The organism is Paenibacillus sp. NPDC058177, assembly GCF_042883835.1.
GTDB lineage: Bacteria > Bacillota > Bacilli > Paenibacillales > Paenibacillaceae > Paenibacillus_AQ > Paenibacillus_AQ agri.
Genome location: NZ_JBHVVB010000001.1, coordinates 1,890,436 through 1,910,679 on the forward strand (window position 1 = coordinate 1,890,436; position 20,244 = coordinate 1,910,679).

The 20,244-nt window shown below is 44.2% G+C and carries 20 protein-coding genes; 5 read left to right on the forward strand and 15 right to left on the reverse strand.

Annotated elements, in window-relative coordinates; genetic code table 11:
- Nucleotides 1–9: 9 nt before the first annotated feature.
- Nucleotides 10–1,434, reverse strand: coding sequence for an NAD-dependent malic enzyme (locus ACFVU8_RS08940; protein ID WP_175374462.1), 1,425 nt, complete (start codon nucleotides 1,432–1,434; stop codon nucleotides 10–12).
- Between the two features lie 505 nt (nucleotides 1,435–1,939).
- Between ACFVU8_RS08940 and ACFVU8_RS08945 the strand changes: the two genes are divergently transcribed.
- Together ACFVU8_RS08945 and ACFVU8_RS08950 are read left to right on the forward strand one after the other, a co-directional pair.
- A complete protein-coding gene (locus tag ACFVU8_RS08945; RefSeq protein WP_387426865.1) occupies nucleotides 1,940–2,884 on the forward strand; it encodes a tyrosine-type recombinase/integrase in 945 nt (314 codons plus the stop codon).
- A 26-nt stretch (nucleotides 2,885–2,910) separates the two neighbouring features.
- Nucleotides 2,911–3,897: a glycosyltransferase family 2 protein gene (locus ACFVU8_RS08950; RefSeq protein ID WP_387426867.1), complete on the forward strand. Its 987-nt coding sequence runs from the start codon at nucleotides 2,911–2,913 to the stop codon at nucleotides 3,895–3,897.
- 3 nt (nucleotides 3,898–3,900) lie between these two features.
- Here ACFVU8_RS08950 and ACFVU8_RS08955 read toward each other — a convergent pair whose 3' ends face one another.
- The 3 genes from ACFVU8_RS08955 to ACFVU8_RS08965 form a co-directional block, all read right to left on the reverse strand.
- On the reverse strand, nucleotides 3,901–7,023 hold the full coding sequence (locus ACFVU8_RS08955; protein ID WP_387426868.1) for a P-loop NTPase family protein: 3,123 nt from the start codon (nucleotides 7,021–7,023) through the stop codon (nucleotides 3,901–3,903).
- 616 nt (nucleotides 7,024–7,639) lie between these two features.
- Entirely contained in the window at nucleotides 7,640–8,218 is a 579-nt protein-coding gene (locus ACFVU8_RS08960) for a histidine phosphatase family protein (protein ID WP_387426869.1), read from the reverse strand.
- Between the two features lie 86 nt (nucleotides 8,219–8,304).
- On the reverse strand, nucleotides 8,305–8,916 hold the full coding sequence (locus ACFVU8_RS08965; protein ID WP_387426871.1) for a TetR/AcrR family transcriptional regulator: 612 nt from the start codon (nucleotides 8,914–8,916) through the stop codon (nucleotides 8,305–8,307).
- A 121-nt stretch (nucleotides 8,917–9,037) separates the two neighbouring features.
- On the opposite strand from ACFVU8_RS08965, the gene ACFVU8_RS08970 reads away from it, so the two are divergent.
- A complete protein-coding gene (locus ACFVU8_RS08970; RefSeq protein WP_387426872.1) occupies nucleotides 9,038–10,045 on the forward strand; it encodes an acrylyl-CoA reductase family protein in 1,008 nt (335 codons plus the stop codon).
- Nucleotides 10,046–10,121: 76 nt separating this feature from the next.
- Here ACFVU8_RS08970 and ACFVU8_RS08975 read toward each other — a convergent pair whose 3' ends face one another.
- The 5 genes from ACFVU8_RS08975 to ACFVU8_RS08995 all read right to left on the reverse strand — a co-directional run bounded on the left by ACFVU8_RS08975 (nucleotide 10,122) and on the right by ACFVU8_RS08995 (nucleotide 14,956).
- Nucleotides 10,122–10,925, reverse strand: coding sequence for a cupin domain-containing protein (locus ACFVU8_RS08975; protein ID WP_387427229.1), 804 nt, complete (start codon nucleotides 10,923–10,925; stop codon nucleotides 10,122–10,124).
- A gap of 113 nt (nucleotides 10,926–11,038) precedes the next feature.
- Complete coding sequence (locus ACFVU8_RS08980) at nucleotides 11,039–11,179, reverse strand: hypothetical protein (RefSeq protein WP_387426873.1); 141 nt, start codon at nucleotides 11,177–11,179, stop codon at nucleotides 11,039–11,041.
- Between the two features lie 34 nt (nucleotides 11,180–11,213).
- Nucleotides 11,214–12,821, reverse strand: a complete 1,608-nt coding sequence (locus tag ACFVU8_RS08985; RefSeq protein ID WP_387426875.1) for a sensor domain-containing diguanylate cyclase — start codon at nucleotides 12,819–12,821, stop codon at nucleotides 11,214–11,216.
- Nucleotides 12,822–13,040: 219 nt separating this feature from the next.
- Nucleotides 13,041–13,781: a GTP pyrophosphokinase gene (locus tag ACFVU8_RS08990; RefSeq protein WP_387426877.1), complete on the reverse strand. Its 741-nt coding sequence runs from the start codon at nucleotides 13,779–13,781 to the stop codon at nucleotides 13,041–13,043.
- Nucleotides 13,782–13,921: 140 nt separating this feature from the next.
- Nucleotides 13,922–14,956, reverse strand: coding sequence for an HD-GYP domain-containing protein (locus ACFVU8_RS08995; protein ID WP_379466318.1), 1,035 nt, complete (start codon nucleotides 14,954–14,956; stop codon nucleotides 13,922–13,924).
- Nucleotides 14,957–15,227: 271 nt separating this feature from the next.
- Between ACFVU8_RS08995 and ACFVU8_RS09000 the strand changes: the two genes are divergently transcribed.
- Nucleotides 15,228–15,530, forward strand: a complete 303-nt coding sequence (locus tag ACFVU8_RS09000) for a Dabb family protein (RefSeq protein ID WP_379466319.1) — start codon at nucleotides 15,228–15,230, stop codon at nucleotides 15,528–15,530.
- 45 nt (nucleotides 15,531–15,575) lie between these two features.
- On the opposite strand, the gene ACFVU8_RS09005 is transcribed toward ACFVU8_RS09000, so the two are convergent.
- The 4 genes from ACFVU8_RS09005 to ACFVU8_RS09020 form a co-directional block, all read right to left on the reverse strand.
- Complete coding sequence (locus tag ACFVU8_RS09005) at nucleotides 15,576–15,908, reverse strand: DUF3024 domain-containing protein (protein WP_379466320.1); 333 nt, start codon at nucleotides 15,906–15,908, stop codon at nucleotides 15,576–15,578.
- A 78-nt stretch (nucleotides 15,909–15,986) separates the two neighbouring features.
- Entirely contained in the window at nucleotides 15,987–16,496 is a 510-nt protein-coding gene (lepB, locus tag ACFVU8_RS09010) for a signal peptidase I (RefSeq protein ID WP_379466321.1), read from the reverse strand.
- Nucleotides 16,497–16,538: 42 nt separating this feature from the next.
- Nucleotides 16,539–16,940 (reverse strand): DUF4265 domain-containing protein, encoded by a 402-nt coding sequence (locus ACFVU8_RS09015; protein WP_379466322.1) that lies wholly within the window; start codon nucleotides 16,938–16,940, stop codon nucleotides 16,539–16,541.
- 83 nt (nucleotides 16,941–17,023) lie between these two features.
- Complete coding sequence (locus ACFVU8_RS09020) at nucleotides 17,024–17,884, reverse strand: SDR family oxidoreductase (protein ID WP_379466323.1); 861 nt, start codon at nucleotides 17,882–17,884, stop codon at nucleotides 17,024–17,026.
- Nucleotides 17,885–18,117: 233 nt separating this feature from the next.
- Between ACFVU8_RS09020 and ACFVU8_RS09025 the strand changes: the two genes are divergently transcribed.
- Nucleotides 18,118–18,957 carry a hypothetical protein gene (locus ACFVU8_RS09025; RefSeq protein ID WP_379466324.1) on the forward strand — a complete coding sequence of 280 codons (840 nt, stop codon included), beginning with the start codon at nucleotides 18,118–18,120 and terminating at the stop codon, nucleotides 18,955–18,957.
- Between the two features lie 42 nt (nucleotides 18,958–18,999).
- On the opposite strand, the gene ACFVU8_RS09030 is transcribed toward ACFVU8_RS09025, so the two are convergent.
- Nucleotides 19,000–19,791: a lipid II flippase Amj family protein gene (locus tag ACFVU8_RS09030; RefSeq protein ID WP_379466325.1), complete on the reverse strand. Its 792-nt coding sequence runs from the start codon at nucleotides 19,789–19,791 to the stop codon at nucleotides 19,000–19,002.
- Between the two features lie 8 nt (nucleotides 19,792–19,799).
- The gene (locus tag ACFVU8_RS09035; RefSeq protein WP_175374449.1) at nucleotides 19,800–20,201 is read right to left on the reverse strand and encodes a ribosomal maturation YjgA family protein; all 402 of its coding nucleotides are present in this window, start codon (nucleotides 20,199–20,201) and stop codon (nucleotides 19,800–19,802) included.
- Nucleotides 20,202–20,244: the final 43 nt, after the last annotated feature.

Consider the following 20,244-nt stretch of genomic DNA (forward strand, 5'->3'; position numbering starts at 1 on the left):
CCCCTAGTGCTACTCTTCCTTCGTTTCTGCAGAGAAATCCGGGGGAATCCGGCGGGCTGTATCCGTTGCAATCGCCGCCTTAATCACAGCTGAACGAACATACTCTACCACCTTGTCATTAAAAATACTTGGAATGATATAATGCTCATTCAATTCGTCCGGTTGCACCACAGAAGCAATGGCCTTAGCCGCGGCCAGCTTCATATCCAGATTAACCGCCCTAGCTCTGCAATCTAAAGCTCCACGGAAAATGCCCGGGAAGCACAGCACGTTGTTGATCTGGTTCGGGTAGTCACTTCGTCCAGTAGCCAGCACCCTTACATGCGGTTCAGCCAGATCCGGTTCAATCTCCGGCGTAGGGTTCGCCATTGCGAAAACGATATTATCTTCAGCCATGCTTTTTAGCAGATCGACAGTCAAAATCCCGGCGCCAGCCACCCCGATGAACACATCTGCGCCCCGGATCGCTTCCGGCAAGCCGCCGGTAATCCCTTCGGTATTCGTACGCTGAGCCAGCCTGTTCCACTCTGCGTTGCTGTATTGTATTTTAGCCGAGAGAATGCCTTCCCGGTCTACCGCATAAATATTCCGGGCTCCCGCTGCCAGGAGCAGATTGCAGATGGACACACCTGCCGCACCAATACCGACCACCACAATGCGCGCAGTTCCAATATCCTTGTCCACAACCTTGAGCGCATTCAACAGACCGGCGAGAGCTACAACAGCTGTGCCATGCTGGTCATCATGAAAAACAGGAATATCCAGCTCTTCCTCCAGCCTCCGCTCAATATCAAAACAGCGCGGCGAACTTATATCCTCAAGATTGATCCCGCCAAATCCAGGAGCAACCGCTTTCACAATTTTCACAATTTCATCCGGATCCTTCGTATTCAAGCACAGTGGAAATGCATCGATATTCGCCAGTTGCTTGAACAGCATTGCCTTACCTTCCATCACCGGCATCGCCGCTTCAGGTCCGATATCACCAAGTCCCAGCACCGCAGTGCCGTCAGTTACAACAGCTACAGTGTTTCTTTTCATCGTCAGGGAATACGCTTTGTTAGGATCTTCATGAATGGCCATGCTGACACGGGCTACGCCCGGTGTATACACCTGCGACAGGTCTTCCCGGTTCTTGATCGGCATCTTCGGAGTAACCTCAATCTTACCACCAAGATGAGCCAGGAAAGTCCGGTCAGATACGTTGATTACTTTGATACCCGGCATGTCCGATAACACACCGACAATCTCGCCGTTCGCCGCATCCGGTACATTCACCGTAATATCACGGGTCGTCACATCCTTACCCGCACGTATGACGTCAATCGCAACAATATCACCGCCCACCTCAGCAATTCTGGATGCTACATCACCAAAAGACGCAATCGATTTCCGTATTTCCAGTCGGATAATCATTGTTGTCGCTATCGACATACATTCTGCCCCCTTGTCTCCATTTCTGCTTCCGCTGTACAACTCTCATACTATAGGAGATAGATTCCCATTACAATAGATGGAAATTTCAATCCCCTACCTATCGGCTGATCATTGTCAGGATATCCAAAAGAAGTGACATTAAGACACAGTATAACCCGCTATATAAGACGAACTTAAGAACCGAACGTAAAGCTCGATCGTCACTACGGTGGAATGTTTGGACTTCCGGTCGCTGTTGTCCCCAGATTTCTTTTTTATAAACCGCTTCTAGCGGTTGAAATCTGGGCACAAAGGCGAGCGCTTCGCTCCTACAGTTCCAAACCTCCCCCTTCGCTCCTCATCGCTATTCATTACTTTCTTTAGTTCGGCTTATACACTTAAAAAGTGTATTACAAGCCCTCATGGCAAATACATGGATAATCCTAACGTTCTAGCGGTAAACTTTGCTATAATTTGAGCAGTCGTAGAACCTACATAACATACATACACCAGGAGGAATACCATGACGCTCCCCGCTTCTGAACTGCCTGCATATCTTGAGAAATATATTTCCTTTCTAATCATAGAGAAGAATCTCTCGTCCAAATCGATCAAAGCTTATACTTCCGACCTCAACATGCTGCACTTCTGGCTCATAGAGAACGCTGTAGAAGGCATCACAAGCGAAAGTCTTCACCTCTATTTTCATAGCTTCAACAGTTCAGGTACACTCAAAGACTCGACTATAAAACGCAAATACATATCAATTAAGGCCTTTTTTATATTTTTAGTCCAAAAAGAGTTGCTAGATCAATCCCCTCTTCAGAATTTCGGAAAAAAATTCAAAATGGCCAAACGAATCCCGAAAACACTGGCGGTAGAGGAAATCGAACGATTGCTTCACTCCCCACAATTGGACCGTGAGACATTAAAGACTCCTTTTCGCACACGTTTATCCATTCGTAATGATGCGATAATCGACCTATTATTTTCAACAGGAATGCGTATTGGAGAGCTGACTCAAATTCATTTGCAGGATATTGATCTCAAAAATAGAGTGGTGGTCATTTTCGGAAAGGGGCGCAAAGAGAGGTTATTGTATTTGTCCAGTACAGAGCTTATTGAGAAACTGAATGAATGGCTGAGCGTTCGGGAGCTTTTCCGCCCCCAAGTCGATACCCTGTTCGTAAACAAATACGGCCAAGCGTTATCTATTTATGGCGTTGAGGATATTTTTACGAAATACAGGCAGCTCGCTAACATTAATGAAAAAGCCACACCGCACTACCTGCGCCATTCTTTCGCAACACAGCTGCTAGAAAACGGGGCTGATCTACGCGCTGTCCAAGAAATCCTGGGCCACTCCAGCGTAAGCACCACCGAGATCTACACCGAAGTATCTGTCAAAAGAAAACGGGACGTCCTCTCCCAATTCAATCCCCGTAACCGGATTGTTACCTCCAAATAACTACGAATTATTTGGAGGTAATACTCATGCTTTATTCGCAGCCTAAAGTCAGTATTATTGTTATTGTAAGTGATACTGAACAATACATAGAAAAATGTCTTGACTCTTTGATTAATCAAACAATAGATGAAAAAGAAATTATCGTTGTTGATGACAGATCGACAACAGATATTCGCCCCTTGTTACAAAAATATATCGATGAGTTACAGATTAAATTCATCCAACTGGAGGAGAAGTTAGGCCCAGGAGGAGCTAGGAATGCTGGACTACTTATATCGACCGGTAAATATATTGCCTTTTGCGATAGTGATGATTGGTTAGACCTTCATTTTTACGAAGTAGCTGTTCAGCATATGGAGCGAGAATCAGCAGATATTGGCATGTGTGGATTAGTGAGAGATTATGGAGTTGAAATGAAAGAAAAAGTGTATAAATGTAAATATGACTCACTGATTGCTTTAACTGGTGAAGTTGCCTTCAAAATTATGACAAAGCAATATGATTACGGTATCAATATCGTCCCCTCATCAGTAAATAGGGTTTATAATCGAAACTTTCTAATTTGTAATAATCTTCGTTTTATTGAGAATGTCTACTATGAAGACTTACTTTTTTCATGGAAGGCTCTTCTAGCTACCAATAAACTATTATGTATCCCATCTGTTTATTATCATCACTATAAAAGAATCGGATCAATTGTCCAATCCTTTTCTCAAAAGCACATTAACGATTTTTACACTGTTTTCTCGGAAATTAGTCAACACTTAAAAGATATAAATAGCTTCGAGAAATATAAATTTAACTACTACAAGTTTGGGGAACATTTTTTTAATTTGATAATTAGACAAATTTTTGAATATGTTCATAGTGATCTGGAAAAGAAAATGCACATGAAGGAAGCTTTAGAAATGGTAAAGCGCTTGATTGACTTCGACGAATATCTAGAATATGTTACAGCGGAAAAACTACGTCAACATATTCAACCTAATATCCAAAACACTAACATACTTTAGGATTTACCAACAGCACCGTGGATCAAGATAGTACATATCCTTGCTCATTTCTGATCCAAGATAAAACTCGATTCGTTCTGGAGAAAACCGTCCTTGATTAACAACATCTATATTATGAATAATAATTGACTCATATTCCGTTAATTCTTTGAAAATATTTTGCGATTTTTTCAATAATTCTATAGCATTGAATTTATTATTTACTGCAATCATCTCGTATAAAGCCAACGTTTGATAGTAGAAGCCCTCTTGCCTAGGCCTAAACTTTCTGGCGACCATGACATCTGAGAACAAATAGTGATTTCCTTTATCTATTTCTCCATGTACATATAGGATTGCAATTAAGCCGAATATCCCTTTTCTGTAGTCGTTAAAGAAATTTCGCTTTAATTTCTCATGGTATTGAAGCAGTTCAGGCATCAAGAATATATTACCGGAACGTATTATTTTTAAAAATGTGTTTTCGAAAGAAATCAGGCTAGCTATCTTTTCATGCTTACCTGGTAATTTGGCTAGCATCTTCAAACATCGATTCAATAATTCGTCTGCATACAAAGCATCACGTGCATATAGCGTTCTGGCATAGCGGAACACCACTGATACCATGGAGTCGTAGTTTTTTGGCGAAATACTTAACATACTATCCAATAATTCAAACTCTTTTTCTGCTGTAGCTTCTTTTTTTTCCGATAGGATTAGCAAATTAATAATCCTTCCTAATATATAGCTATCTAGTTCTTCCATGGGGCTAGTAATATAATTAAAATTACACAAAGTAAGCAGCTTTTTGTTTAGATCAATGATTAAATATTCTGTTTCTAGAAATCGCAAAGATTCGTATCTACTGTTTATTAATTCGGAAATAGCATCTGTACAGATCCTTGTAACTTCAAAATCCGAATGATTTTTAGTTTCTTCGTATATTTTTTCGAATACTGAACTTCCAGATATCTTTTTGCTTGAATTAGCTACAGCATACGCATAAACAAAATACAATTTATAATACATTGAATCTTGCAAAAGATCTTTTAGTTGATGATCAGTATTTTCAAATACTTGTTCGAGAATATAAATAATAGCGTAATACTGCTCGGAATTCTTTAAATCAAGTATTTGGTTCACCGTAGTCTCTAATTCTTTGGTGTCATTGTTAAAATAAATTTTATGCTGCATTTCTTCATATTTGTTGCTGTAATGCATTTGTAAGCTACTTCTAATCCCTCCATAATATTTTTTGTATATCTCAACATACATATCGTTATACGGTACTATGCGTCCTTCCGTATTATATTTGACCAGACGTTCAACCAAAAGAAGTTTAATCGAGTCATTAGGTTCTATTCCACCGTCAATTCCATTTAGAGATCTGAATATCTGATTACACCACTTATGCGAATCGCTATTCTGATTAAATGATCTTTGTAATGCACCCAAAATGTATTCTTCTGACTGTTCATTACTTTGGAAAGATTTAAATAAAAAGATTAGCTCGCCTATTGTGCTAATTGTTTCAAAATTTCTTATAAATTCTAAAAAAAAGAAGAAATTTATTGCATTCGGAAATAAAATTCGAATTATGTTTTCATCCACATTATCAGTGATTAAAGTGTTTTTGTTGGCACTTTTAATAAGGTCTTTTATAGTTAATTGGCAATGATATTCCGAGATAGCAGGTAGTAATAGTTTTTCTTCAGAATGGGATTGAGTACCATTGCTACTTAAAATAAAAAACACGTGAGAATTACATTCTCTTAACTCGGATATTAGAGAAGAAAAGAATTGCATTCCGATATTAGAAAGTTTGTGCAAATCATCTATGATCACTACTTTTGGATTGGCTGATGAAAATAATGGGAATAATTTGTGCTCTAAGCTAGAGTTGTAAGTCTCGATAAGTTTAATTAACATGTCTGGGTTGTTTTTATTGGTAACCATGTCAATTAAATAGCCGCTTACATAGAACGTCTTTTTTAGCTTAGATAAATAATCAGCGTCAATCTCACCTGCTGAAATAAAAGGAAATAAAAGAAATAGAACGAAATCTACTAATAAAGTATGATTACTGACGGGATCTTTCGAAAAGGAGAGGAAAAGCGTAGCGGTCCTCTTCAAAGGCAGGGTACGCGCTATCTCATCCAGCACATAAGTTTTTCCAACGCCTGATTCCCCCAGTATGCTATGTATTTCCAAAGCAGGTCTCTTTGAAAAAAATTCAAATCGGTCGCTAATCTGATCTATAATAGCCCTTTGCGAGTGAAGGTTGAGGGGGAGGCCATTGGATGGAATTATGATGACTCCCACTTTCGTCATACAATTAATTTCGTTATTAATTTTAAATACAATCCCATTTAAACTTTTCTCATACTTAATTCCTTCTTTTACTTTTACACTCACCAAAACATAGTTTTCACCTTTTTTCAGGCTGATTTTCCGGGTGTTACAACTGAGCATAGATCTAATTGAACTATCAAGACTTAGTTTAACATTACAGTCACTTGAACTAAAAACTGCAAAGGATGCAACATAAGATTTACCTGTATATAAGGCTCTCATAGGTTCTTTGAAAGACAAGTGTTTGCATGGGTCCACATAAAAATCTATATTCTCAATTACAAATATATTTTTTCGAACAAGAAGCTTACTTTGAGTTCTGCCAAAATATTTTTCAAGTACTTTTGGGTTCTTAAATAACCAATATTCTAACGTACTTTTTGTACAAAAAGTAACATCATTACAATTGATTGAATCCTCTAGGGCATTCCGTATATCTATAATAGTTTTTGAATGTACATCTATATTAGTGACAAAAATAATTTTTGTTACATTTCCCTTCAGAATAGCACTTACAATAGTTGCATCTAGCTTATATCTTGTTAAATTTTGTGATTTTAAAGAATATTTAGCTTCCATCCACCATTCTTCTTGCGCCCCCTCCACAGGTAGATAACCCATTATGATGGTAGGATAAGATCCATTGACTGTAAAAGCATCTTTATTTCCATCACGAGTCTTAGCAGTGGGTTTCCATCCTGTGTGACTTGTATGTTCATTTTGAACATACTCAACGGCCAATTCTTCAAATCCACTAAATCCGCCTTTAATAACTTCCCAATTTAATTCATCCATACTATTGGTATTGACCTCCAAATAATTCGTAGTTATTAGGTGATATTAGACTAGATTCGTAAAAGTGAACTTGAACTATAATTCATCATCACAAACCGAAAAGTATGATCTACCATTTATTACATTCAGTTATTAGTTATTCGCCCTCTAATTCCAATATCCTCCTTTTATACATCCAAATTACTCAAAAATATAGCAAATGTAGACAAAATAAGACAGCAGAACTTTACAGCCCTACTGTCTTGATGTGTCCTTTAGCCTATTCCTTCATACTATACCTTTAATATTCTCCTCAACACCGCAACTTCCTCCGCACCGGTACCAAAGACATCAGATAGGTGGCAAAGGGACAAAACTTTTTTTCCATAGAAGACGATTACAACTTAAACCTCGACATTCGTCTGCTGCAATCCCAGAAAGTACTTCCTTATCGAGGATAGCAATAATTCCGTATACATCACCCGTTTTCTCGCATGAAAGGTACGAAACAGGAGCCCTCCCTGATAATATGACCGGCTTCGGCATCTAAGCCACAACTGATAGTCAGATTATTTCTATTCAGTTGAATATGTTCCGCCACTACCAGAAGATCCAGGTAGAGTTCGCTTTATGCCCGCTATCTACCCAGTCTAAGACTCTTCTCAAACGTATACAAACCACCATTTTTCGGAACAGTAAATGATTCCCCCTGGTACCCCCTCCGCAGCAGCTCCTTACCAAGAACCTTCATAAAGGCGCCGTGAGTCACAAGCAATGTGGCCGCATTCTGATCCTGCTCCATCTGATCAATGACTCTTCTTGCCCTTAATATTGTCTCTCTCCTGCTCTCTTGCTGAGAGTGATGTGACCCATACCAAGCTAGCCTTCCGATCACCATCCACCAGCTTAAAGGCAGCTTTATAGGGAGTTTGGTAAATGCACGAACATCGATCTCCCTGAGCTGGTCCGTTATAACAATTTCTCCGGTGTACATCGTTTGGGCTGTTTCAGCCGCTCGATATAGATTGCTCGACAAGCATCGATTCCAGTCTGCATCAAGTACATCTATGACCGGAGGCCTTTCTATACTGCACGTATTATATTCATCCACCCAAGCGTTAAATTGCTGCGCGCTCATCCATGTTCCCTCTGTCTGCAGATCAACTTTGAAATGTCTGAGCAGTCCAATTTTCATATTTCCGCTTATCGTTGCCACCTCATTCCCCAATAAAGTTCGTGCAGCCGCTCAACAATGGCTTCTTGTCCTGGATCTTTGAGTGCAGTATGCAAAGCTCCCCAATCTCAAATGGGTCCCGGTCCCTTACTAAGCACATTCCACACCGCATCATAACAGGATTTCTTAAACACAGCATGCAGCTCATCCCGATCCGACATCAGCCATTGAATCAGACAACCGTCAATCACGGCCCGGATAACTGGAGCCGTTGTATCCGGGGAGAGATGGGCGGCGTAGAGCCCCTCCTCCTGACCGAGCAACAGCACCTCTGTGCTAATGCGGGTACAGTTGTCATAGAATCGCTGATTGATCTCACGGTACACAGGAAGTCGGCTGGCCCGGGCCAGAAAATCCAGGTAGACCCGGTAAAAGGAGCGATTCTTCTCCGGGGAAACGAATACGGCATCGATGTACGCTTCCAGCTTACCGCTAGCCGTCGTCTGTCGCTGAACAGCTGCGTGTTCTTTTTCATAGATTCTGGCGGTCAGCCACTCCAGCAGCTCCGTCAGGACAGCTTCCTTATTCTCAAAATAGTAATGTACTACCCCCTTGCTCACCTCGGCGTGATCCGCTATGACTTGTAGTGTCACGGCATCATATCCATATTCGGCCAACGCCCGAAAGGCTGCGGAGAGGATTTGCTTGCGTTTTTCCTCAGATTTCTTATAACGTACCATAATACCTCCAATAAACGGGTAATAATGCATATTATATCACAGACATAAAAAAGTTGACCGGTCAGAATAAATATTATATAACTGTCTTACATTTCACTTCGAGCAAAGGAGTCCTTCGTACATGAACTCACAACTACCAGACTCATTTCAAGCCCTGATCGTTGATAAGACCGATAACTCTTTCTCTGTCGGCATCAAATCTCTTACCTTGGCAGACCTGCCTGCCGGAGAAGTTATCATCAAGGTCGCTTATTCCAGTGTAAACTATAAGGATGGTTTAGCCAGCATTCCTGATGGGAAAATTCTCAAATCATATCCATTCATCCCGGGCGTAGACTTGTCAGGCTATGTAGTCTCGTCTAGCGACGAACGTTTTACCGAAGGCCAGCCCGTGATCGCTTGCGGCTATGGCATTGGCGTAACTCATTTTGGCGGCTTTAGCCAGTATGCACGTATTCCCGCAGATTGGATCACCCCCCTCCCGGACGGTCTTAGCTTAAGAGAAGCTATGATCTATGGCACCGCCGGCTTTACAGCTGCCTTGTCCATTCAAGGACTGGAAGAGCATGGAATGTCTCCTGAAAAAGGAAAAGTGCTGGTCACCGGAGCCACCGGCGGTGTCGGCGGAGCTGCTATCGCCATGCTGGCTGCCAAGGAGTACAGCGTCGCAGCCAGTACTGGAAACAGCGCGGCCGGAGACTATCTCCAAGCATTGGGCGCTGTGGAAATCCTCTCCCGTGAAGATGTGCTTGGGACATCCACCAAACCCCTGGACAGACAATTATGGCAGGCTGCCGTCGATTCTGTCGGAGGGACTACACTGTCAGCCGTCCTGAGCAAGCTCGCTTACAAAGGGTCTGTAGCTGCAAGCGGGTTGACCGCAGGGACCGCCTTACCGACTACCGTTCTGCCGTTTATCCTTAGGGGAGTCAACCTGCTAGGTATTGATTCCGTGTTCTGTGATGCGGAGACTAGAGCAAGCGTCTGGGTACGCATGGCAAGCGATTTAAAACCTGATGACCTGGAGCTTCTAGTAGACCGGGAAGTGACCCTGGAGGAACTGCCTGAAGCGCTGGAGGATATTCTGAATTTCCGGACCCGCGGACGTGTGCTTGTTTCTTTATCCTAAAGATCATTTATGCTAAATAAAGGGCGTCACCGCAGCCGTTGTTCCGGCTTGGTGGACGCCCTTTGACATCTTAGGGTTAGAATGATTCGGGTGCTCCGGCGTATTGTACGTTCGGCTGCTGTTGTGCATACGGCTGCTGCCGATTGCTCTGTCCATACACTTGATGGGTATACACGGGTTGGCCATAGGGCTGTGGTGCTTGTGCATAGGGCTGCGGTGTCTGTGCCCAGCCTTGTTGAGGTGCATTCCATTGGGGCTGAGGAGATTGACCATACTGCTGAGGGTTAGCTCCATAAGGAGATTGACCATGAGGATGGAGATTCGGCATCGCATTCTCCATCTTGCCCTTGACCGCCCCTTTTACACAGCCCACCGGTGGACCGATGAAAGTCTTCTTTTGAATAGGAGCGAGCGCGTCTTTTACTTTAGCTTCATCCAGGCAGTAAGTATGGGCGAGCACATTGGTCGGAGTAAGCTTCAGAATATCCGAACCCAGGATAACCTCTGGAATTGGCGCATCAAAAATAGCCAGCAAATGCGTGTCATCCATCGTAGCCACCTCGTAATGCCACCAGCCTTGCGGAACATTCGCTACTTGGCCTGGGGTGATCGGAAAGTGCAAAAGCTCATTCGTGAACGGATTAATCAGTGAAACCACAGCCGAACCACAGATGCAATAGACCAGTTCTGCCGCATTCTGATGATAATGGGGTTCTACCACATTGGATTTACTGAGGAAGATATCCAGCAGTGAAGTGTTCTCCAGCGTGTTCAATTGTTGAACAGACAGCACATTGATAAAGTTCCGATCATCTTTTTTGAAAAGCGGGCTTTTGTTCACATCCGCAGTAAATTGCGTCCCTGGAGACGTATAATCCATATAAGAAGTCAAAGTACATTCCTACCCTTCTGTTCATCCCAATTTTGGACTCTCTAAGGTAAGATATGTGTTTGCCTAGGCCCAGGTGCGGATTTTTTATATTGCCCAGTCCATCAGCCAACCCTGGCGATTACCCGGGCAATCGCGGAATCCGACCGAATTCGCAGCGGCAGGACGATCACTTCAAACTTTTCCTTACCAAGCAATGCACCCGCGTTCGCAGGATTCTCCAGAATTTGCACATCGTTCGACAAAAGATACCCTCCAATCCTGTCGTTAATGCACAAATCACGCTTGCTCCGATTCACTGCCGGAGATTATCGTTTTATTTCTTCCCGTATTTTTGGCATAATACAGCGCCTGATCCGCATTCCTCAGCAGCATTTCGCTGGACTGTCCATGGGTTGGATACTGGGCAATGCCCTGCGATACGGTTATTGGCGTCACGGTTGGGGCCTCGCTTGCTGCCAGCGCTAAACGGAAGCGTTCAGCCACAATATAAGCATCCTCCGCTCGTGTATTAGCCAGCAAAATAATAAACTCCTCTCCGCCATAACGGCTGCAAATATCGCCTGGTCTGACGGATGCCGCTAGAACCGTGGCAACACGCTTCAGTACCTCATCCCCAGTGAGATGGCCATAGGTATCATTAACAAATTTGAATTTGTCCACGTCCATTACAATCAGAGAGAACGGAGTACGTTCTGCAATCCATTCCTCCATTATTAGCTCCAGAGCTCTGCGGTTTGCAAGGCCGGTCAAGGCATCCGTCATGGCATGCCGTGTTAATTGATCCGTCTGCTTCTGCATGACAGTTAGAGCTGTAAAAAGCGTCTTGGTCAGCAAATCAGCTTCTCTGTTCCAGTGGGATCTGGCAGCAGGAATTTCGATCTTTCCCTTCCCGACTTTGCTTACCAAATTCGCGAGATAAACGAAGGGACTAGCAAGCCTGCGGGCCACTACAATTACAACGGCCAACAACAGCACGAAAGGTAGCAGAGTATACCAAAAGATTTTCTCCATATGGCCTATAATCTGCTTGTGGATCACCTCGACAGGGGACACCACCACAACCCCCCAGCCGCTAGTGGGAACATTAGCATATCCGGCCAGCATTTTCACACCGCCGGTATTCATAACCTCTTGTTCGCCGCTGTGACCTTTCATTAGCTCCACAACCGCTTTATTAGTACTGATATCCTCACCGATTCGCGTTTTATCCGGGTGATACAGCAGATGCCCCTTAGAATCCACGATATAATAATATGAGCCGGTCTCATCCCTCTCATTATTTTCAAAAATCATACTGAAGATATTCTTATCCTCAAGGTATACGGTAGCACCCAGCATCCCCTGATATCTCCCCTTACTGTCGAATAAGGGCTCGCTTATGAACATAGTCATTTTTGCGGTGTTTTTCGTAATATACGGCTGTGAGATATAAGTCTTCTTTGCGGCCAGAGCATCCAATACTGGTTTGCTGGTATACAGTAGCCCGGCGGTTCCCAGCGATTCTGGAGACACATTACGGATCATCCCGTTCTCGTTCACCAAAGCTATCGAATTGAAATAACTACTGCTTTGTCGCATTAACTCAAGATAATGATTGTACAGGTCTTCCGTTGGTCCATCTGCACTCATGAGGTTATGCGCACTAAAATCCAGGGTGCTGAGCATGGATTGAAAGAGTGACTCTGCCGTTTGACTCATCCGACTTGCATTCGCGTAGTTCAGATTCAATGTCGTTTCGGTCAGGGATTCCTTCTCGGATTGGTAAGATGCAATCAAAAGAATAGCTGAGGTTAGGACAAAGACCATTGTTACCAAGCCAATGAGGAGCGCTGTAAGGCCTATTTTTTGTCTGCGACCCAAATGGGCTTCTTGGTGTAAAGGCATCCTGCACCCCCTGTGTTTTTACGTGACCCTTACAATAAAACAATGGTTAATTTGATTAATTTTATTATAAACGAAAGCATCACATGAACGGTAAGAAAAAAATGCCATATCTATCTTATACGCTCTCAGCCATGATAACCCAAAACGCAGAGCAGCGATCCCCCAACGGGAGAATCGCTGCTCTGCTCACTATTGAGACTGTTAGAAAGACAAGTCTTGTTATTCGCCTAAAAGTTTGAGGAAGCCGGAAGGCAAGGCAATTTTCTGATTATTGATAATAATCCGCTTCAGGTCTTCTATCATGTCGTCCTCACCCTGTGCATCCTTGATTTCCTTAATCTCGCGATGTAGTCGTTCCATCTGCACATCCAGCATGTTCGCAGATTCAGCAGCCTGTTTCAATTCGAGAGTGAGGCGCTCGGGAACGGACTGGTTGTATTTATAGAAGATTTTATGCTCCAGGCTAGCCCAGAAATCCATAGCAATGGTACGGATCTGTACTTCGACACACACCAGTTCCTGACCGTCGGACATAAATACCGGAACTTGAATCAGCAGATGCAGGCTTTGATAGCCGTTGGGCTTGGGATTCTTGATATAATCCTTGATCTCCAGCACCGTCAAGTCATCCTGCTTCTGCAGCATCTCGCTAACATGATAAATATCAGAAATAAAAGAGCAGGTAATACGCAGGCCCGCAATGTCTTTAATATCACGCTTCACCGAGGCCAGCGAGATCTCGCAGTTCTTGCGCAGCATTTTATTCATAATACTCTCAGGAGACTTCAACCGTGATTTCGTATGCTCGATGGGACTATAGTCATGAAGTGACTGGAATTCCTGCTTCAGAATTTCAACCTTGGTCTCCATTTCATCCAGTGCGAACTTGTAGAGCAGCATAAACCGGGTAATTTCGTTACGGAATCTCTTCATTTTCTCAATTTGATCTTCGGTCTTCATGGAAATCTCCTTCATCAGGTTATGAATTAATCATAGCCAATCCGCTACCGGAATTCAAATTTGGAAGAAAAAGGGGTTTAAAGCAATAAAACTGCCCTTCTAGTCGTTAGACCAAAGGACAGCTTTATTTTCATAGCATACTAGATAAAGACTTCTTCAACAGACAGATTACGTTCTTTGGACAAGTCTCTAAAAGATTCATCCACCTTCACCAGCGGTTTGAACATGTCCAGCGGATTGTTCATGACAATGGTACCCATCTCCCCATTGCTGAGTTGTACTGTCTTCCCGACAAAGTTAGGCAGCAGGTGTCCTGTCAACGCTTGTACTGCATTCCCGTTCAGCTTGCCAAACCCAAGCTCATGCACCTTACGCAGTACAGTAACAAGGCCTTGCTTAGGTTGATTGGCTCTCGCAGCCGTCATGCCCATGTAAGTGTTGGCGACAGACACGATCCGTGTATAGGGGTGAATATCATTCTTGTGCAGTTTGCCCGGATAGCCGCTGCCATCTTCGAACTCGTGATGCTGGAGGGCCACTAGAGCGGTAGTTTCATCCTTCATGGATTCACGAATAATCTCGTAGCCGTATGTAGTGTGACGTTTCAATTCTTCCTCTTGTGAAGGCGTTAGAGCGCCAGTATGATGCAGAATTCCAGCCGGAACCTGGCTTTTACCAATGTCATGCAGATAACCTGCTCTGCTGATCTCATATCGCTCTGCCTTGGAATGGCCCATCCAGGAAGCGATATAATACGATAGTAATCCGACTTGCAGGGAATGATTGTATGTATCTACGTCGTCACGTTCAAACAAAAGCAGGAGCGAAACGACATCCTTTTGCTCATCCAGACTCTCTAGTAAGGGCTGAAGCGTATTGTCAACCATGCTTTGGGTGAAACTGCCCTTGGCAAGTGCTTCCAGAAAAATGGCTTCGTAGTTCTGGATTGTAAGATCCAGATTGGCTTTCAGATTCTGCCCTAGATTATTGACTTGCCCCCCCAGTTGCATGGAGCGCGGCTCAATATCCACATAATCAATCTTGTGCCGGATGAGGATGGTGATTTCTTCACTTTGGACGACAGTCCCTTTCGGGAGCACGTGCAGACCAACACTATTGAAAGTGTCTGTCAGAAGACAGTCGCCGTGTTTTAGATCCGTGACATGAACTTTCAAGAATCAGCACCCCTTCTTATGTATAGGAATTTTTTCCTGTTGCTTTTACTTGATCATAGTCTATTAACGTTTGGCCTGACAATATGGTGAAAGTCACATAAACGCCGTAGACTAGGTCCAAAGTATCCCGACTTTAGCAGCACTACCCATATCAAAGAGAGAAGTTAGCCTTATCTCGCGTTTTTCAGGTTTTGTTGACAAAATTCTTTGTGGTAAGCTAGAGCAGCAACGTCCATTAGCCCTACACTTCATGTATAAAGGAGTTTTTACAATGTTCGAACACTTGGTTCTTTTTAAATTCAATGCCAACTATGATCCAGCGACAGGACCTCAGCTTGTGGAGACTTTATTATCTTTTAAAGGGGAAATTCCGGGCATTGTGCAAATTACAGCCGGCGTGAATGAGACTGAGGAAACAGACAATATGCGTGGTTATACACTGGGACTACGGGTAACTTTTGAAAATAAGGAAGCCCTGCGCCAATACGGCCCTCATCCGAAACATCAAGCATTTGTGCAAATGCTGACAGACATCCTGGATAATGTCGTCGTGGCGGACTACCCCATCCAATAACCGGAACTGGCTCTCGATCTACGATAACAAAATTGCAGCAGTCGTTCAGGCTCCGAAGATCCCCTGGCAATCTTGCTCTACAATCTTTAGCTGTTTCTCAAAATCAGCGTCGGGCTTAACATTGTCCAGAACATGCCAGTGGTTCTTCAGGTCCCGCCAGTAAATGCCCCAACCTTGATCACTCCTGCAAAATTGGGCAATACCCCATTCTATCCATTGCCCATTCAGAAGAATCGGACGCTCATCCAGCAGTGTTACCGTATCCTCATGTATCCGATACTTGAGTTTACGCTGCGGGTTAGAGCGCCCGGAGTTCTGGACTTTTATATAATGATCCATGATTTTCTCTATACGTTTCTTTGTAAATGGATCCAGCATCTCATCCTCACCTCTTAAGAAGATTCCAGAGGTTACTTTATCATTTTTACATATACATTATCTGACCCGGGAACGCCGTTAACGCTGAAAAAGTAGGTGAGTCGGAATTTCCGCAATCACTTTTCCAATCAACTGATCCTTGGCAACAAACGGCTTCTCCCATAAATGGCCGTCATAACTGATATTCCGGTTATCTCCGAGGAAGAAATAATGATCCGCCGGGACCGTAACCGGTCCAAAGCTATAGTTCATCGGCTCTTTCAGATAAGGCTCATCTACCTTGAGGCCGTTTCTGTACAAAGCCCCCTCCTTGATCTCTATTGTATCACCAGGAAGTCCGATAAGCCGCTTAACATAGCGTTTACCTTCATCGCCCGGCACCGGCGGGTAGAAAACCACAATATCGCCATGCTCCAGTGAAGTCATCCACAGCAGTTTCTCAACAATAAGACGGTCATTGATCTGGATGGTCGGAATCATCGACCCGGTAGGGACCTTCATCGCTTCAGCGACATAGGTTCTCAGGAATAAGGAAACTACAAGGGCAATCACGAGTGTCGGCACCCATTGCTTGGCATATTTCATCATGATTATTCACCTCACCAATCTCTATAATTAGCTCTTTGCTCTTCATTCTCCAAAGCATTCAATAATGCGGTTCATTTCATCTTCCACATCCAGCACAGAGTCCTGCGGAATATGTATTACGACCAATCCGCCAAAAATCTGCTCCCAGCTTCCACCAGCACCATTAACCCGCTGCTTGAAGGCGGCCAGAATCGGTGAATACGCGGTATCTTGGGTTAGCAACCAGGCATATCTTTTTAAATCCGATTTCCGTACAGTCTCCTGATAGTAGTAGACACCCCGCTCTTCCTTTAGCCGGATTACATCCCCCATAGATACGCCAGGATTAAAAATCGGTGTCTCTTCTATTCGGTACATGTCCCGGTCTACCGGGGTTACATCCAGAACCTCAATCTCAAATCCTCGCTCATCAAAACATATATGCAGCTCCAAAGGCTTCGGCATCAGCATACCTCAATTCTTTCTGTTAAATATCAAATCCATATATGATAGTTTACCTTATTCAGCCCAAAAAACACAAAACTTCACTACTTCTTCAAATTCATATCTATGATTCTTTCAAGCCACTTCCAGGGCAGAAGCGTCTTGGCCCACCTCAGGATACGCGTTCCTTTTCCAATCGGATAACGTAACCGTGGTGAAGACATTCCTGCAATCCTCCCGATTAAATCTGCTACCTGCTGCGGATCAGGGGCCGATTCTGCGGTCTTTCTGGTGTAGCTCAGTACGGCATCGAGCCGCTCTCTGTACGGTGAATCGGGGCGGGTGGTAATGCTGTCCAGTCCTTTGCCCCAGATGGCGGTGCGGAATGAGCCCGGTTCAACGATGACAACCTTGATGCCAAACGGCGACATTTCGTGGCGCAGGCTTTCACTGAAACCTTCCACCGCGAATTTGGATGCAGCGTAAGGCGCATATCCGGGGAATCCAGACAGACCGCTAATACTTCCAACGTTGATAATTGTCCCGCTTTCCTGTCTACGCATCAGCGGCAGCACTGCCTTAGTTACAGCAATAAGACCGAACAGGTTCGTCTCGATCTGCCCGCGCCAATCGTCCATTGTCACTTCTTCCACGAATCCACCCACAGCGTATCCTGCATTGTTCACCAGCACATCTATTCTTCCAAAAGTTGCGGTCACTTTAGCCACAGCCATATCAATGGAAGCCTGGTCTGTTACATCCATATGTATAAAGTACAGCTTATCCAGCACGCCCTCCTGCCGGGCACGTTGCTCAAGCTCACTGTTGCGGCTGAGATTTCGCATGGTTGCAGCCACTTTGAAGCCTTTCTTGGCAAGCGTAATAGCTGTCAGCAGCCCAAAGCCGCTGGAGCTTCCGGTTATCAGGGCTACCTGTTCCTTCGAACGTTCTTGGTAGGGAGTCATCCTGGCCCTCCTTTATCAATAGGTTATTTTATGTTAACAAAAGTATATTTCATGATCAAAAAGAAAACAAATGTTCTATTTTCTGATTGACTATCCAGTAATTTTCAAGTTATAGTAAAAACATAAATATGATAGATTTGCGGGCGAAGCACCTCGCAGGACAGGCAGAAATGCCTTTCTTGGGGGTGCTTTTTTTTGTGCCTACTACTATTTCAGAAAAGAGGTTGAGATCAATGTGGGAGCCAATGATTGCAGACGAAGCAGGTAACAAAAAGGGGAATCGCTTAGCGGTTACAAAGGGAATAACGGTATACCGAACGTTCGCTGCCGCTATTTTACTAACTCTATCCCTGCTTTTTCTGCATCTGCCTCAAGCCAAAGCGGCAGCATCAGATTGGGACATGGCGCTGGAACGGATTAGTAATCTGTACAACGACTATTCTGCCTTGCAGGAAAACATCACACTGAATACAGGAATCCTCCAGAAGCTGCGCAAGCAGAACAATGACGAGCTGAAGGCAATCCAGGGGAAGCTCAATTCCACCGACCAGGTTCTAATCGACAACTTGAAGCTGCAGGCCGATGCAGTACGTAAGAAACATACGCCACTGCTGGAGAAGTATAAGACACTAGGACAACAGGCGGCGGCTGCACGCAAAGCCAAAGATCTAAAGAATGCCACGGTCCTCGATCTGCAGCGCAACAAGCTCAAAGCAGCGGCTGCAGCGGCACAAGCAGAGATCAAAGCTAAATCTGAAGCATTGGCGGTAGCCCGAAAGCAGACCACTGACAAGACCCAGCCAGCGAGGGAAACTCTAGCAGCTATATCAGCACTTCGGAAGGAGACCACCGCCGGGAATAAAGAGCTTACTGCTGCACAAAGGCTTCGCACAGAAGCGCATAAGCGCTATCAGGCAGGAATGAAGCAAGGTGACGCACCCGGTGCTGCTGCCGGAATGGAAACCTCTTTTGCCCAGATGAAAATCGTTCAAGCCTTGCAACTGAAGCTGATAGGCTGGGAGAAGCAGATCTCCACCCTGCTCCGTGCAGCGGAGCTGAAACTTCCCAAATAAACACCGGTGCTGATGGGCTATTTATGCGGCCACATTTTATTTTCAGATTAGCTTGACCAACATGCTTATGAAGAGCGCAGCAGGATACAACACAACTTGGCCAAGTAAGGTGCCCAGGAATCTTGAGCCCATCAGCACAACATATATTTTCCCGAGCTGATCCCGATATTCGGCATGCTGAGTGGCCTTGTGCGTAATAATCCCCAGCTGCGGGTCAATGAATACTGTAAGCATAATCGTTGCGAGCCCGTTAATAAGTCCTGATGCCTGTGAGGCAGTCGTGCTGAACTGTGGAACGAGATGTGCAGCATAGAGCGAAGACAGCACACCTACGGTGTAGAAGGCCGTAACGAAGATATTCATGACGATAAAACGTTTAGGAATGCCCAGATACCTGAAGCTGTAAAATCTTACTTTTGGTTTTCTTATGTACTTTCGGGTGTTCTTGAGCTGGCTTATCGTGACACTGTTCAGCAGCTTAGGAATTGACCCTTCGATTTCCAGCTTGGAGATGACCCTCTCGAACAGTCCCACAAATGTCGGAAAGACAGCTATAGCAATTAAGGTGCCCAGAGATGAAGCCAGCATAATAATCATTAAATAGTTAAGCAGCGGGAAATGGGGATTCACCTTGGCATAATCGACGAATTTAGCTGTCAGCGGGGCCTGTATCATATTGGCCGTTCTGGATACTAGAACAATGATTCCAGTCAGGGATAAGGCAATCGCAATTTTGTTTAGTCTCACCCCGGCAAATCTAATCGAATAGGATAGAGTCTCCGCGGTATGGATGATCAAGGTGAGCAGGCATACAATAATTAGACTGTTGGTCATGTTCTCATTCATCTCCAATGCTTGACTTTATAAGCTTGCGAGATCGCTCTATCCAGAACAAAGACGACAGTAATTCCGATAGTATACCTGAGTAGATCAATCCATAGGAACCCTTTTCCTAATACCAGGCCTCCCAGTACAGTAGCGCGTATGCTGTTTATCCAGTCCGCCTGATATAACTGGCTGAATTCAATACCATAACTGAACAGCAGACTTAGCCAGAAGGAGAGCAAGAGCTGTCGTCTAGTTAATAGCAGCCGGAAACCAAAGTAGACCATACTGCCCCATAGCGCATCACCAAAATGCCTGGAGATAAACAGCGGCAACACATCCGCAAACGCTCTAGAGCCAAGGCCAAGCCCGATGACGAGCAGAACGGCGGCAAGGTAGATTAGTTTAGTTCTCCACATGATATAAATACCTATAAGTATATGTTTTCATCATTGCCTCCAA